This is a genomic window from Bacteroides sp. GM023 (assembly GCF_014750685.1).
Lineage (GTDB): Bacteria > Bacteroidota > Bacteroidia > Bacteroidales > Bacteroidaceae > Bacteroides.
Window position 1 is genome coordinate 114,792 of record NZ_JAAXGE010000010.1, and the last position, 14,327, is coordinate 129,118.

Genomic DNA, 14,327 nt, shown 5'->3' on the forward strand with positions numbered 1-14,327 from the left:
TATGAAACGATTTAAATATATTATACTTCTGGCCTCCGCACTCATGTGCGGAGCCTTCTTCACCGCATGTGATGACGATGAAAACTCTCCCGTATTCCCGAAACAACAGGAAGAGATTTATGATATGTCCGGCTTTGCCAAGGGAGCAGATGTAAGTTGGCTAACGGAAATGGAAAATTCCGGTTATCTTTTTTATGATGCCGACGGTGTAAAGCAAGAATGTATGGAATTGCTACGGAGTCTCGGTATGAACGCTATTCGTTTACGCGTATGGGTCAACCCCGGTGACGATGTATTCGGATGGTGCAATAAAAACGATGTATTAGTCAAGGCATGGAGAGCTAAACAATTAGGTTTTCGCCTGATGATTGATTTTCATTATAGCGATACTTGGGCAGATCCCGGTAAACAATATAAACCGACTGCATGGGAAGATAAAAATGTGGAAGAATTAAAAATAGCCATTACCGATCATACCAAAGAGGTACTAAGTATGTTGAAAACAAATGGTATTGATGTGGAATGGGTACAGGTAGGTAATGAAACACATCAGGGTATGCTGTTCCCTACCGGTCAGACAACAACAGAGGAAGGAAGCAAAAACTTCGCACAATTCATAACTACCGGTTATGATGCGGTAAAAGAGATCTATCCCGAAGCTAAAGTCATTGTGCATTTGGATCAAGGGCAAAGAGCCAGTTTATATAACAATATCTTCGATGGTCTGAAACAAAATGGCGGTAAATGGGACATTATAGGAATGTCACTCTATCCTGACATGATGCCCGAAACGGGAGAACCTGATGATTGGGAACAGATGAATAATGATTGCATCGCCAATATGAAGGCTTTAATAGCCAAATACAATACTCCGGTGATGATGTGTGAAATCGGCGTAAACTGGAATTATGAAAAGGCAGAAGAATTCTTTACCGACTTCATGACGAAGGCCAAACAAGTAGATCAATGTCTCGGTGTATTCACTTGGGAGCCCCAATGTTATAATGGTTGGAAAGGATATCATAAAGGCATGTTTGACGACAGTGGCAAGCCCACAAGTGCATTTAATGCTTTTAAAAGATAATATTATTGGATCATTTTTTATATCTTTACCCCGAATCCAAAATTATTTATACCTGAAAAGTGAAAATGAACATGAAACACCAAAAACAGTTGATAACTGTACTTTTGATGGGAGCCGCTTGCAGCCTGCAAGCGCAGCGAAGTGAGACACTGCTCGAGAAGAACTGGAAGTTCAGTAAAGGAGATTTTAAAGAGGCTAGCCAGCCGGAGTTCAATGACACAAAATGGGAATCGGTCGTTATTCCGCACGATTGGGCTATCTTCGGCCCTTTCGACCTTAACAACGACCTTCAGAACGTTGCTGTCTCACAGAACTTCGAGAAAAAAGCATCTTTAAAGACAGGGCGTACCGGGGGACTGCCTTATGTAGGTTCCGGGTGGTATCGCACCAGTTTTGACACTCCCACAGACAACAAAGAAGTGACATTACTCTTTGATGGCGCTATGAGTGAAGCGCGTGTCTATGTGAATGGGAAAGAAGCATGTTTTTGGCCTTTCGGCTACAATTCTTTCCATTGCAATGTAACCCCTTTCCTGAATAAAGACGGCAAGAGCAATACATTAGCCGTACGTTTGGAAAACCGTCCGCAGTCTTCGCGCTGGTATCCGGGAGCGGGATTATATCGTAATGTACACTTGATTGTGACGGAGAAAGTACATGTGCCTGTATGGGGCACGCAAATTACAACCCCTCATGTGAGCAAGGACTTTGCAGCCGTACGTCTTCAGACGAAAATTGAGAATTCCGGTGAGAAAACGCAAATCCGTGTAGAGACAGAAATTCTTTCTCCGGAAGGAAAGGTCGTTACCCGTAAAGAAAATACAAGCCGAATCAATCACGGGCAACCGTTTGAACAGAATTTCATCGTAAATGCACCCGAACTTTGGTCGCCGGAAAGTCCGTCGCTCTACAAAGCTGTTTCAAAGATTTATGCGGATGATAAGTTGGTAGATACATATACCACCCGTTTCGGTATCCGTAGTATTGAATACATAGCCGACAAAGGGTTCTACCTGAACGGTGAACATCGTAAATTCCAGGGAGTATGCAATCATCACGATTTAGGCCCGTTGGGGGCTGCTATCAATGTGGCGGCTCTTCGTCACCAACTTACTCTTTTGAAAGATATGGGTTGTGACGCTGTTCGTACATCGCACAATATGCCGACTCCCGAACTTGTTGCTTTGTGTGACGAAATGGGATTTATGATGATGATTGAACCGTTCGATGAATGGGATATTGCCAAATGTACAAACGGTTATCACCGTTATTTCGATGAATGGGCGGAGCGTGATATGGTGAATATGCTTCACAATTATCGCAATAATCCTTGTGTAGTGATGTGGAGTATCGGTAATGAGGTACCGACTCAATGTAGTCCTGTCGGCTATAAAGTAGCTAAATTCTTGCAGGATATTTGCCACCGTGAAGATCCCACCCGCCCCGTAACTTGCGGGATGGATCAAGTGACTTGTGTACTTGCCAATGGCTTTGCGGCTATGATTGACATACCGGGGCTTAATTATCGCACCCAACGTTATAAAGAGTCTTACGACCAACTTCCACAGAACCTGATTCTGGGTAGCGAAACAGCTTCTACCGTTAGCTCGCGCGGAGTCTATAAATTCCCGGTTGAGGATAAGAAAGGCGCTAAATATGAAGACCATCAATGTTCTTCGTATGATGTGGAAGCCTGTCCGTGGTCGAATATTCCCGATGAAGATTTTGCCTTGGCGGATGATAATCACTGGACTATGGGACAGTTCGTTTGGACAGGATTCGATTATCTGGGTGAACCGTCGCCTTACGATGTCGATTCATGGCCGAATCATAGTTCCATGTTTGGTATTATAGACCTTGCCAGTCTGCCTAAAGACCGTTATTATCTCTATCGCAGTGTATGGAACAAGAATGTGGAAACATTGCATATCCTGCCTCATTGGACATGGCCGGGACGCGAAGGTGAAATCACTCCTGTATTTGTATATACCAACTATCCTACCGCTGAATTATTTATCAACGGGAAGAGCTACGGCAAGCAAAGCAAGAACAACAGTTCACTAAAAAGCCGTTACCGCTTGATGTGGATGGATGCCGTATATGAACCAGGCGAAGTAAAGGTAGTAGCCTATAACAAAGACGGAAAAGCAGTAGCGGAGAAAGTGGTTCGTACTGCCGGAAAGCCTCATCACATCGAACTGGTAAGCAACCGGAACGAACTGACAGCAGACGGGAAAGACTTGGCTTATATCACTGTAAAAGTAGTAGATAAAGACGGAAACCTCTGCCCTGCCGATAACCGTCAGATTAACTTCTCCGCCAAAGGAGCCGGTAAATATCGTGCCGCCGCCAACGGTGACCCTACTAACCTTGAGCAGTTCCATCTTCCGAAAATGCATGCTTTCAACGGAATGTTGACAGCCATTGTACAATCGGGTGAAACGACTGGTGAAATTGTGCTTACTGCAAAGGCAAACGGTGTAAAAGCAGGAAATATTCGTATTCAAACGAAATAATTAACGCTACTTCTTAAATGTCATAAGAAAGCCGGATAATCATCGGGAGTCTTTTCAGAGTCCGATTGATTATCCGGCTTTCTCATTTATCGTTTGGAGTTAAAAAAATATGACTTTGATGTTTATTTAGTGGTAAATGTCACCAACAATCCTTTATGATCGGTCGGCCATACATCCAGTGGTAACAGGAATTTATCTTTCGATGTCTCTTTTACACGTTGGGCACGCACGATAGACTCTTGTGGGCCGAAGATGATTGCTTTCTTTGCGTTCAGTCCTTTTCCTTTATAGAAGATAAAGTCGATACGGTCGCGTTCATCCGCTTTGGGAGCCCATGTTATCTTTTCCGGAGTTTTTGCCAAGTTATCAGATGGGTAGGTAAATCCCGGATGCGTCAGGGGATTAGGATATATTTTCCGATAGCTGTCTGTAAATCCGGCTTCTTCCAATAACGTAGTTACTGTCCAGGGTACTACAAATCCGTTATGGTCATACAGGTTCTTATTCTGCTCTATCCAGTCACGATGGGAAGGTTCATTAAAGTCACCGCCTACAATCACCTGATAGCCGTTTGCCAAGTCTTTTTCAGCTTGGGTTATAAACATACGAATTGCGTCATCCCGCTGTGAAGCTACATTCCTTTTCAGAATTTCTTCAACTGACGCAGGCAGCGGAATTTCTTTCCAAGTAGAGCCGTCATAACCACGGGCATCGTAATATGCACAATCCAAATAATCCAGATGAGCAGTATAAACCGCCACTTTCTTTCCATTCACAGAGCTTGTCAGACGATAGATGCTTCCATGATCGTCCTTTTCCGGAAAGACAGTCAGGGAATCCGTGATAGGGTGTTTACTTAGTAAGCCCGTGTCATAAGTGTAAAAGGAATAATACTTCAGTCCTTTTTCCTGAAGTGATGCGCATACACGTGCCGTGAAATTCGTTTTATTATAATTTCTCACCTCACTGAAAGTCACGAAATCAGGTTTCAGACGGACAATCTCATTGATGATAGCGTCATATCCTCCCGGAATCATAGTACCTTCCTGCCATACATTCCATTGTAACACTGTAAATTCATTGCTTTTTTGTGCCTTCACAAAAACAGCGACCAACAACAAAAGGGTTGGTAATAGTAGTCTTTTTAATCGTATTTTATTTTATAAGTTAACATGAATAATTATCAAATAGCTTTCCAGAAGGACTGGAAGTCACGGTACTTACCGTAGCAAACTAACTCATCGCCTTCTTCTACTTTCTCGTTCTCCGGCAGTTCGTTTTTCACATGAAGTTCTGTTAGAGAGATGCCCAGGCAATTGGTGACTTTATCCGCCCGTTTCAGTCCGATAAGTTTTAAGTGGAATTCTTCATACAAATTCAGTTCATTGACAAAGTATCCCACGAACTTCTTCGGCACAGTGAACTTCACGACATAATATTCCGAATCAATACGGAAACCTTCCATATTTGTCCCGAAATCAAGCAATTGCACCAAGCTGCGGGCAGCATCTTCTTCCGGTGTCAATATCTTCTCCAGGCTGAAAGCTTCCAGTACCGCCTTATGCACTCCGTCAATCGCGCGGGCATAGATACGTTCCACTTTCTTCTGTTTCAGCAAAGCAACTACACGCACAGACGCACCGAAATTCTCGCCAATCGCAACAATGACCACATCCACACTATTCAACGGGAGTACCGATAAAGATTGTTCATCCGTCGCGTCAATCACAAATGCAGTGGCAATCTTATCTTTGATACTGTCCACACGGCTTTCACTTATATCCGCACCGATAATTTCGTGCCCCAGTGCTGATAATTCTTCGGCCAACACATAGCCGTAATTTCCTAAACCGATAATAATATACTTCATATCTTTAGTTTATGATTATGTTATCACTCGGATAACGGTATTTTGTATTCTTTTTCTGTTTCACAATTCCAAGCATCAACGTAATTAAACCCACACGTCCGATAAACATTAATAATGCTACTAATAACTTACTTGCATCACATAATTTTGGAGTCAGGTTCAGGCTGGAACCTACCGTACTAAGCGCCGAGACACATTCAAAAGTCAATGCCATCAACGAAGCCTGCGGTTCAAGGATACTCAATATAAAAATAAAGAGGAATAATACACCCAATGACATGACCACTGTAGCATTGGAACGCCGGATAGAATCGTGAGAAAGTTCTCTGCCGAATACTTCCACCCGTTCTGAACCACGCAACACGGCTACAAGATTCAGAACGACTACCGCAAAGGCATTTACCTTGACACCACCGGCAGTAGACTGTGCCCCACCACCAATCCACATCAGTACCAGGTAAACCAATAATGTCTGTACACTCAAAGAGGCAAGGTCGACACTGCTGAAGCCAGCTGTTCTGGGGCAAGTTGCATTAAAGAATGCCTGTGTCCATTTATCTGCAACGGGCATTCCGGCAAAAGAAGCATTCCATTCAAAAGCAGCAATTGCCAGTGTACCGATAACCAACAGCAGGAAAGTCATTATCAATACAATCTTCGTATTCAGATTATAAAGGTGGAGCATTCTGTGCTTTTCCAGTTTACGGGTACGTACAAACTTCCAAAAATGGCGCAAATGATACAATACTATATCCTTGAAATTTACCAAAATAGGGAAACCGATACCACCCAGGATAATCAGTAGGGAAACAGAGATAAACAACCAATTATGATTAGTCATTACCATTGAATTTCCTAAATTCCCGGAAAGTGTGGAGAATCCTGCATTACAGAAAGCGGAAATAGAATGGAAAGCGGAAAAAGCCAATTCATCTTCAAAGTTCATTCCAAGCGTGCCGTGAATACTGAACCAAATAGAAATCATTCCGATGCCTTCAATTACTAAAGTAAATCCCAGTATATATAATAAAGTGGACAACAACGAACCTAATGAATTGGAACTGACCATATCACGGACAACCAACTGATTGTAAAGGGAAGTATTTCCCATAAAGAACATCGCAAAGAAGCTGGTTAAAGTCATCACTCCCAAGCCACCTATCTGAATCAGCAAGATGATAACAACAAGACCACCGGTAGTAAATGTGGTGGAGACATCCACCGGAACCAATCCTGTGACACATACCGCACTCGTAGCCGTGAACAACGAATCTACCCAGGTAATACCGTTCACCGTACATCGTGGCAACATCAACAGTCCTGTACCAATCAGGATAATAGCAAGAAAACTGACAGCCAGTATCAAAGACGGATTAGTACGACGCCCTAATAGGCGTACCAGCCCGTTGGACAGGTTCAACAAAGAGAATATCAGCAGTAATACCAAATGATAAAACTTGCCATGCAGAAATTCCCAAAGTTGTAAAATAGCCCCTTCTTCTTCCGGTCGATGGAAGATGACGGGTATCAAAGTGAGGTACAGCAAACCGCTCAATATCCAAGCCAACCTTCGATATTGCTTTTTGGTGCTCCGGTATTCAAGGGAGATGTGTAGCGTAACATCAATCAGAAAGATAACCCATACGGCTTTATACAGGACTTGTATTTTCGCTATTTCATCTACCGATAGCGGAAAGCCATGTTCGTAAATAACTCCGACAATTAGCGCAAGGGACGCTAAGTAGGTTAATGCTTCTACTAAGCCTAGTATAATACGTACATAAGGTTTTAGTAGTTTGTTTTGGTATAACAGAAATTTATGATAAATCTTCATATCATATTTTTTATAACGTCGTGCAAACTTAACTAAAATAACAATCGGAACCGATTCTTTGTTGACAAAATTATCTGAATATTAAAAATTTTGTCTACATTTGGCAGCAGAAAATTAAAAACCACAATATTATGAGTGATAAAAGAAAACGGTATATCCTACCGGAAGAAGAAATTCCACACTACTGGTACAACATTCAGGCTGACATGGTAAACAAACCGATGCCGCCATTGCACCCGGGAACCAAGCAACCACTGAAAGCAGAAGATCTGTTTCCTATCTTTGCGGAAGAACTATCCCGCCAGGAGTTGAACCAGACTGACGCATGGATTGAAATACCGGAAGAAGTTCGCGAAATGTACAAATATTATCGCAGTACTCCGCTAGTGCGTGCCTACGGACTGGAAAAAGCACTCGGTACTCCGGCACATATTTATTTCAAGAATGAAAGTGTGAGCCCTATCGGTTCTCACAAACTAAATTCAGCTTTGGCACAGGCTTATTACTGTAAACAGGAAGGTGTTACCAATATCACCACTGAAACCGGTGCCGGACAATGGGGAGCAGCCCTTTCTTACGCCGCAAAAGTCTTCGGTCTGGAAGCTGCCGTCTATCAGGTAAAAGTCAGTTATGAACAGAAGCCTTACCGCCGCAGCATCATGCAGACTTTTGGAGCACAGGTCACCCCTTCTCCATCCATGTCTACCCGTGCCGGTAAAGATATTCTGACCAAGAACCCTACTTATCAAGGTTCGCTGGGTACAGCTATCTCGGAAGCTATCGAGCTGGCACAAATGACTCCCAACTGTAAATACACACTCGGTTCGGTACTTAGCCACGTGGCTCTGCACCAAACAATTATCGGCCTGGAAGCTGAAAAGCAAATGGAAATGGCCGGTGAATATCCGGATGTAGTTATCGGATGCTTCGGAGGTGGTTCCAACTTCGGCGGTATCTCTTTCCCTTTCATGCGTCACAATATCCTGGAAGGAAAGAAAACTCGTTTCGTTGCTGCCGAACCCGCTTCTTGTCCGAAACTGACACGCGGTAAATTCCAATATGACTTCGGTGACGAAGCAGGATATACCCCGTTACTGCCTATGTTTACATTAGGACACAACTTTGCTCCGGCTCATATCCATGCCGGTGGCCTTCGTTATCACGGTGCGGGTGTTATCGTTTCCCAATTGCTCAAAGACGGATTGATGGAAGCAGTGGACATTCAACAGTTGGAATCATTCGAAACCGGTTGTCTGTTTGCACAGATGGAAGGTATCATTCCGGCACCGGAATCTTGCCACGCTATCGCAGCCGCTGTTCGTGAAGCCAACAAGTGCAAGGAAACAGGAGAAGAAAAGGTTATCCTGTTCAACCTCTCCGGTCATGGATTGATTGATATGGTTTCTTATGACAAATACTTAGCCGGTGATTTGGTCAACTATGCATTGACAGATGAAGATATTCAAAAGAATTTGGATGAAATAGGAGATTTAGCTAAATAGTCTTTCTGATTTCAAAAGCCAATCATACATATACAGAACGAGCCCGGTACATTCATTGTCCGGGCTTATTTATTTTCTTTGGTAAGCATCTCCATATATTCGCTCGGAGATATTTTTTCTACATTGGCAAAATAGCGGTAAAAACTGGAACGCGAGGTAAAGCCGCTCAAATACATTAATTCTTTCACCGACAAATCCTTCTGCAACTGCGCCTGTTCCTTGAAATACTGCAAACGATAAAAGTTTATATAGTCTCTGAAACCGGAGAATCCTTCATAATGAAGTGCTTTGTTGAACCGATGCTCATTGGTATTCAGGTCATTCAGAAGGTCTTCCAAAGAATATTCAGGATTGGTGAACGGTGTATTCTGTTTCATAAGCCTTTGCATCCGGCTGGACACATCCAGTACAACAGGGGATACAGCTATCTCCCGTATGGCTTCTATTTCCTCCTTCTTCAATTCTTCGACAGGTTGCGGCGGAAGTGAAAGCGGATTTTCATTGCGCAGGTATAATACATTTAAAAAAATGGTCGGGAGAATAACAATATAGCCGAATACATTAAAGGACAGTCCACCGGTACCTAACATCAACCAAATATAGCCGGACATAATCACTCCAAAACAACACATATAAATCACCATCGCCCTGCTCTGCTTTCGGCGGATAGGTATCAATCGTCTCATATAAGGGAAAAGGAAGTTCACCGAAGGGGTAATGACACTTATTATAAACAGCATCAACCGTACCCGCACATCCTGTTTATCAAGGTTCTCCCAAATGGCATCAAATGATTTCAGTTCCGTATAATTGCCATTGAAAAACTGATAACAACAAGCTATACAGACTATCAGTAAGATAGGAATACATAAACTGACAACTCTCGACAACGTAATCCATCCCGGCTTCAAAGAGACCATAGGAAACAGTGAGAAGAACTGGAAAAAGACAATTACCCGGACAATATGCCAAATGGAAAGATGATTCATAGGCAATTCTGTGAAACGCGGAATAGTTTCTTCACCGCCTTTACTGAAAATCCACATCCATTCAAGGTTGTCACATAGCAAGAGAAGGGATAAAGTAATGGCTAACACTCCCCATGCTTTCTGAAGCCCATTATCCGAGGAACGCGAATAAACACGCATACCTAATATCAAACCAACAACATCCAGCAGTAATTCAACGGAGAGAACAATTACATTTACCATTCTTTTTTGTTTTGAGGAGCAAAAATAAATCTTTTCAGGAAAAAACAAAAATCATTTATCAGCTAAAATATGTCCCATTCTAAGGATTTTCGGTAAAATGGGAAGAAATTCAACCCAATTAATTTTCTATTCTTAACATAAAGCCCTACATTTGTCGAAACATTGCAATCAAAACAAAAGCCATTATATATGACACGATACTTAAAAAACATGGAAAAAGAGATCATCATTGACAATCAGTTGGATGAAGTTACAAGAATCGCCCAGTTTATAGAAGAATTTGGAATGTCGCTACAACTCCCCGCAAGTATTACTATGAGTATTAACCTTGCCATAGAAGAAGCAGTAACCAACATTATCCGCTACGGGTATCCTCCCAATCTAAAAAGTGAAATCACTCTGCGGACTTCGGTTGCTCCCGGCATGCTTGTTGCCCGTATCATTGACGAAGGTGCCTCATTTGACCCTACGGAAAAGGAATCTTCCGACAATGTGCAATCACTCGACCAACAGTTGACAAAAGGACTGGGACTTTTCCTGATCCGGCGCACGATGGACAAAGTAGAATACCACTCTGTCGATAATCACAATGAGCTGATTCTGACTAAAAACATAGATATGAATTTCGAACCGGAAGCTACTCTGAAAACCAACTTATGCAAAATAGAAGAAGTGACGATACTTACCGTTGAAGGAAGATTGGATACAGCCAATACCAATACATTCAATACAGTCATGCAGCCGCTTCTGAATATGGAGAATCCTAATATTATTGTGAATTGCGAGGCTTTATCGTTTATTAGCAGTTCCGGCTTGCGCAGTATGATTACACTCCAAAAAAGCATCACGCAACATAACGGACAACTTGTCCTGGAAGCTATGAAACCGGAAATACGGAAAATATTCGATATGACAGGCTGTTCCAGTCTTTTCACCATCCGTTAATTCCGGCAATATGAAAGCTATTTATATCATTAGCACTGTACTGTCAGTTGTGTTTTCGCTGACAGTGATGGCAAATGCGCAATCCATTACCTTAATACCCAAATGGACGGCACAAGCACAATTTGCCGGCTATTATGTAGCTGAAAAAATGGGGTTTTATAAGGAGGAAGGGCTTGATGTAGATATCAAACATCCATCTCATTCCGAGAATTCATTCCTATATCTTAAAGAAGAAGAGCCACAAGCAATTATCACAAACCTGTCACAAGCTTTCATGGAATGTCTTGCTGGTAAACAAATTGTCAATGTGATGCAAACTTCGCAGGAGAACAGTTTGATGCTGGTCAGTCATTCACCACTAAAAGGAGTTTCATCTTTGCAATATAAAGAAATAGCAGTATGGAACCATCTCAGTCAGGAATTACTGGATCGAATAGCTAACAAATATCTACTTAGGGTTAACTGGATACGCTTTAACAGCGGTATCAATCTCTTTTTTTCAAAGGCAGTGGATATTTGCATGGTAGGTAGTTATAATGAGTTTCCATTACTGACAGAATGTGGTATGCAAATCGACTCTGCCCATATCATGCGTTTTGCCGATTATGGATACAATTTGCCCGAGGACGGACTTTACGTCACCGAACAGTTTTACAAGAAGCATCCGGAAACTGTGCAGAAGTTGGTACGGGCTTCTATTCGTGGATGGAACTGGGCATATGAACACCGTGAAGAAACACTGGATATTGTTATGGAACAGGTACGTCGCCATAATATAGGTACCAACCGATACCATCAAAGCAAAATGCTGGACGAAATATTACGTCTGCAAATAGACAAAAACGGTCAACGTCCCTATCGATTAAGTCGCGAAGGATTTGATTTGGCTACTGATATTTTACTACCTGCCGATACCCAAAAGGCAAATAATCTCCGTTATGAGAGCTTTGTTAAATAACCAAACGACATGAAACGCACATATTCCCGCTCTTTTGCAACCCGGCTCAGTGTTTATGTACTGTCATTCATACTGATTGTTTTTGCCGTAATCATGGGATTATTCTATAAATATAGCCATGAAAAAGTTACAAATTTCGCTATTGAACGCACTCACGGACTGTTAAGCAACATCACAACGGAAATAACCAGTCAGCTAAGGTCCGTAGAAACGACCATTAACCAATCCGTATGGGTGCTGGAAAAGAATATAAATCAGCCGGATTCTTTGCATCATGTCATTACTTCCATTATAAAAAACAACCCGCTCATTGTCGGAAGTGGTATAGCTTTCGTACCGGATTATTATAAAGAAAAGGGGAAATATTTCATGCCCTATGTTTCTTTCCGTAACAATAAAATAGCCTATCAGGTATTAGGGAGTCAAAACTATGATTATCCATGTATGGACTGGTATCTTATTCCCAAGATGCTGAAACAGGATCATTGGAGCGAACCTTATTACGATGACGGTGGAGGAAACATCATTATGAGTACTTACTCAAAACCTTTGTATAATAATCGGGGGGAACTTTATGCAATCTTTATTGCCAGTATATCCTTGTCACAGTTCACAGACAATATCAGTTTGATGAAGCCCTACTCTGCCAGTTATACGTACCTGCTTAGTCGTAACGGAAGTTTTCTGACGCACGAAAACAGAAGTAAGATTCTGAATGAGACGGTATTCACCGAAGCTTTCTCTACAGAGAACCAGACACAGGAACGTATCGGACGCGAGATGCTGGCAGGAAAAACCGGAACAGTACGTTTCGATAATTTAGGAACGGACTCGTATGCTTTTTACACGGCTATCCCGGAAATAGGCTGGTCGGTATGTACAGTCTGTCCGAGCAAGATTATTCTTCAGGAGCTGGACAGTACTTCACGCAATATCATTTATACTTTTTCAGCCGGTATCCTGGTGTTGTTTTTGATTGTATATAGCATTATTCACCGGCTTGTCCGCCCACTGAAGAGATTCTCCGAATCAGCCCGTGAAATTGCGACCGGACGATTTGATGTAACATTACCGCAGGTACATTCGAAAGATGAAATCAGAGATTTACATGATTCGTTGGCCTATATGCAAAAATCCCTGTCTACTTACGTCAATGAATTGAAAGAAACAACTGCCAGCAAAGAACGGATCGAGAGTGAACTTTCCATAGCCAGGGATATACAGATGGGGATGCTTCCTAAAATATTCCCACCTTATCCCGACCGCAATGATGTGGACTTACATGCCATATTGAAACCTGCCAAGGAAGTCGGCGGTGACCTATATGACTTCTATATGGATGGCAACCGTCTTTATTTCCTGATTGGTGATGTGTCCGGGAAAGGAGTACCCGCTTCTCTGTTTATGGCTATTACCCGCAGCTTATTCCGCACCCTGTCCCATCAGGTGCTTTCACCGGCCAAGATCGTGACTGAGATGAATAACTCCATTTCCGATAATAACGAATCCAATATGTTTGTCACACTTATTGTTGGGATACTTGATTTGGAAACAGGTGTGATGAAACTTTGCAATGCCGGACATAACCCGCCTATACTTATTCATCCTGACAAACATGTGTCATTCCTGGAATTCCCTACTCAGATATTTGTCGGGGTCATTGAGGATTTCACCTATACGGACGCGGAAATCACACTGGAAAAAGGGAGCAAATTATTCCTTTATACCGATGGTATAACAGAAGCCGAAAATACAGAAAAAGAATTATATGGAGACGACAAATTACTAGAAGTCCTATCCGCTAATACTTCGTCGAATGTACGTACCACGGTTGACGTTATTGTCAGCTCTATCGCAGATCATGTCAAAGAAGCTGAAGCCAGCGATGACCTGACCATTTTACTCATTCAATATGAACCCGAAGAAAAAACAGTTAAGTAACACACTATTATGGAAAAAGAAATAAGAATCTCAAACGATCTGAACGAAATTACTGTTTTAGCCAGTTTTATAGAAGAAGTAGGCGAAGAATTGTCTTTATCCGCCGAAACGACCATGAATATCAATCTCGCATTGGAAGAAGCCGTAGCTAACATTATTATGTATGCTTATCCACCTCAGGAACAGCACACGATTCTGTTGAAAGTGAACGCTACCGACAAGCAGCTTATTTTCCTTCTTACGGACAAAGGGGCTTCTTTTGACCCTACGCAAGTAGAAGATGTAGATATCACACTCCCTATCGAAGAGCGCCCTATCGGTGGTTTAGGAATATTTCTCATTCGCAGCATTATGAATGAAATATCTTACCAACGCATCGACAACGAAAATCGACTTATAATGAAAAAAGATATTTAACATAATCCAGGAAAAATAGTATAGTTTCCCGGCCAAATTACACAGCATA

11 protein-coding genes are annotated in these 14,327 nt (G+C 42.2%); 7 read left to right on the forward strand and 4 right to left on the reverse strand.

Annotated features, from left to right (window positions below; all coding sequences use genetic code 11):
• Nucleotide 1 precedes the first annotated feature (1 nt).
• Entirely contained in the window at nucleotides 2-1,084 is a 1,083-nt protein-coding gene (locus HC965_RS20745) for a glycosyl hydrolase 53 family protein (protein ID WP_191033246.1), read from the forward strand.
• Between the two features lie 65 nt (nucleotides 1,085-1,149).
• On the forward strand, nucleotides 1,150-3,600 hold the full coding sequence (gene galB / locus HC965_RS20750; protein WP_191033247.1) for a beta-galactosidase GalB: 2,451 nt from the start codon (nucleotides 1,150-1,152) through the stop codon (nucleotides 3,598-3,600).
• A gap of 122 nt (nucleotides 3,601-3,722) precedes the next feature.
• On the opposite strand, the gene HC965_RS20755 is transcribed toward galB, so the two are convergent.
• The 3 genes from HC965_RS20755 to HC965_RS20765 are packed head-to-tail and all read right to left on the reverse strand — an operon-like array spanning nucleotide 3,723 to nucleotide 7,304.
• The gene (locus tag HC965_RS20755; RefSeq protein ID WP_191033315.1) at nucleotides 3,723-4,754 is read right to left on the reverse strand and encodes an endonuclease/exonuclease/phosphatase family protein; all 1,032 of its coding nucleotides are present in this window, start codon (nucleotides 4,752-4,754) and stop codon (nucleotides 3,723-3,725) included.
• A gap of 29 nt (nucleotides 4,755-4,783) precedes the next feature.
• The gene (locus tag HC965_RS20760) at nucleotides 4,784-5,470 is read right to left on the reverse strand and encodes a TrkA family potassium uptake protein (RefSeq protein ID WP_191033248.1); all 687 of its coding nucleotides are present in this window, start codon (nucleotides 5,468-5,470) and stop codon (nucleotides 4,784-4,786) included.
• A 4-nt stretch (nucleotides 5,471-5,474) separates the two neighbouring features.
• The gene (locus HC965_RS20765) at nucleotides 5,475-7,304 is read right to left on the reverse strand and encodes a TrkH family potassium uptake protein (protein WP_191033249.1); all 1,830 of its coding nucleotides are present in this window, start codon (nucleotides 7,302-7,304) and stop codon (nucleotides 5,475-5,477) included.
• A gap of 131 nt (nucleotides 7,305-7,435) precedes the next feature.
• On the opposite strand from HC965_RS20765, the gene HC965_RS20770 reads away from it, so the two are divergent.
• A complete protein-coding gene (locus HC965_RS20770) occupies nucleotides 7,436-8,806 on the forward strand; it encodes a TrpB-like pyridoxal phosphate-dependent enzyme (RefSeq protein WP_191033250.1) in 1,371 nt (456 codons plus the stop codon).
• Between the two features lie 65 nt (nucleotides 8,807-8,871).
• Here the strand turns inward: HC965_RS20770 and HC965_RS20775 are convergent, their stop codons facing one another.
• Nucleotides 8,872-10,017: an AraC family transcriptional regulator gene (locus tag HC965_RS20775; RefSeq protein WP_191033251.1), complete on the reverse strand. Its 1,146-nt coding sequence runs from the start codon at nucleotides 10,015-10,017 to the stop codon at nucleotides 8,872-8,874.
• 210 nt (nucleotides 10,018-10,227) lie between these two features.
• Between HC965_RS20775 and HC965_RS20780 the strand changes: the two genes are divergently transcribed.
• From HC965_RS20780 to HC965_RS20795, 4 genes are read left to right on the forward strand one after another with little or no spacing between them, the layout of a single operon-like run.
• Entirely contained in the window at nucleotides 10,228-10,962 is a 735-nt protein-coding gene (locus HC965_RS20780) for an anti-sigma factor antagonist (RefSeq protein ID WP_223854965.1), read from the forward strand.
• A gap of 10 nt (nucleotides 10,963-10,972) precedes the next feature.
• Nucleotides 10,973-11,920, forward strand: coding sequence for an ABC transporter substrate-binding protein (locus tag HC965_RS20785; protein WP_191033253.1), 948 nt, complete (start codon nucleotides 10,973-10,975; stop codon nucleotides 11,918-11,920).
• Between the two features lie 9 nt (nucleotides 11,921-11,929).
• On the forward strand, nucleotides 11,930-13,861 hold the full coding sequence (locus tag HC965_RS20790; protein WP_191033254.1) for a SpoIIE family protein phosphatase: 1,932 nt from the start codon (nucleotides 11,930-11,932) through the stop codon (nucleotides 13,859-13,861).
• 9 nt (nucleotides 13,862-13,870) lie between these two features.
• Complete coding sequence (locus HC965_RS20795) at nucleotides 13,871-14,278, forward strand: ATP-binding protein (RefSeq protein ID WP_191033255.1); 408 nt, start codon at nucleotides 13,871-13,873, stop codon at nucleotides 14,276-14,278.
• Nucleotides 14,279-14,327 lie beyond the last annotated feature (49 nt).

What these genes read in the sequence shown, in the direction of transcription:
- HC965_RS20745 (WP_191033246.1), top strand. Translation starts at nt 2, where the DNA reads ATGAAACGATTTAAATATATTATACTTCTGGCCTCCGCACTCATGTGC.
- galB (WP_191033247.1), top strand. Translation starts at nt 1,150, where the DNA reads ATGAACATGAAACACCAAAAACAGTTGATAACTGTACTTTTGATGGGA.
- HC965_RS20760 (WP_191033248.1), bottom strand. Translation starts at nt 5,470, where the DNA reads ATGAAGTATATTATTATCGGTTTAGGAAATTACGGCTATGTGTTGGCC.
- HC965_RS20765 (WP_191033249.1), bottom strand. Translation starts at nt 7,304, where the DNA reads ATGAAGATTTATCATAAATTTCTGTTATACCAAAACAAACTACTAAAA.
- HC965_RS20770 (WP_191033250.1), top strand. Translation starts at nt 7,436, where the DNA reads ATGAGTGATAAAAGAAAACGGTATATCCTACCGGAAGAAGAAATTCCA.
- HC965_RS20775 (WP_191033251.1), bottom strand. Translation starts at nt 10,017, where the DNA reads ATGGTAAATGTAATTGTTCTCTCCGTTGAATTACTGCTGGATGTTGTT.
- HC965_RS20780 (WP_223854965.1), top strand. Translation starts at nt 10,228, where the DNA reads ATGGAAAAAGAGATCATCATTGACAATCAGTTGGATGAAGTTACAAGA.
- HC965_RS20785 (WP_191033253.1), top strand. Translation starts at nt 10,973, where the DNA reads ATGAAAGCTATTTATATCATTAGCACTGTACTGTCAGTTGTGTTTTCG.
- HC965_RS20790 (WP_191033254.1), top strand. Translation starts at nt 11,930, where the DNA reads ATGAAACGCACATATTCCCGCTCTTTTGCAACCCGGCTCAGTGTTTAT.
- HC965_RS20795 (WP_191033255.1), top strand. Translation starts at nt 13,871, where the DNA reads ATGGAAAAAGAAATAAGAATCTCAAACGATCTGAACGAAATTACTGTT.